General features: G+C 50.2%; 1 protein-coding gene. It reads right to left on the bottom strand.

Annotated features, from left to right (window positions below; translation table 11 throughout):
* Window positions 1–292: 292 nt before the first annotated feature.
* Window positions 293–852, bottom strand: a 560-nt coding sequence (locus tag A3750_RS18385; protein WP_156498721.1) for a phosphoenolpyruvate carboxylase, incomplete at its 5' end; no start/stop codon positions are given.

The raw sequence follows: 852 nt of genomic DNA, 5'->3' as shown, positions 1-852 counted from the left end.
CATGAATGTATTTACCTAAACGGCTAGCTATGGGCACCGGACTTCTCTCTACGAAAATGAACACGTTCAACAACAGCACCCGGTTAGCATCTACATTGCAAACCGGAGTACCTTTCATTGAAGTGTAATCGAAGCTCAGCACCCTGCCTGTCTTACGTCACAAACCGCCGTTTCAATTCTTAGTAGAAGTGTAACGAAGTGTTGTCAGGAGACCTGCAAAGCAATCCCAACCCTTAAGCCTCACATCACCATTTCACGACGAGTAAAGCGCTTTAGAAAAGCTACGCCCACTCTAACCGGTGTTGCGAATTCCAGCCGCGATACCGGCCATGGTCACTTTCAGTGCCATCTCGACCTGCTCGCGTTCTTTCTCAGATACACCCTCAGAAGCGCGCTCGCGCTTCAGCAATTCAGCCTGCAAATAATGCAATGGGTTTGTGTACGTTGCCCTAACCTTGAGTGACTCGCCAAAAGCAGGGTTACTTTCCATCAACGTACTTTGCTCCTTGAGCTGGTTAATCACTTTAACCATGTCACGAAAACGATCGCGCAAACTCACGCCAAGCGGCCGTAGGCGATCAGATACCAGCATTTGATCATAGTATCGGGCAATACGCGGGTCCCCTTTGATCAAAACCATTTCGAGCATATCTATCTGGGTTGCGAAGAACGGCCAGTCACGGATCATTTCCTGAACGAGCGCTTTGTCTTTGGCGTCAATGACTGTGCCGAGTGCTTCATCACTACCAAGCCATGCTGGCAGCATGAGACGAATTTGCATCCAGGCGAAAATCCATGGTATCGCTCGCAGCGTTTCAACGCCTCCGCCCTGCTTTCTGCGCGCAGGCCTGC

It is taken from the genome of Oleiphilus sp. HI0079 (assembly GCF_001635105.1).
The sequence above is the reverse complement of the archived record's forward strand: the minus strand, read 5'-3'. Positions and strand labels throughout refer to the sequence as shown.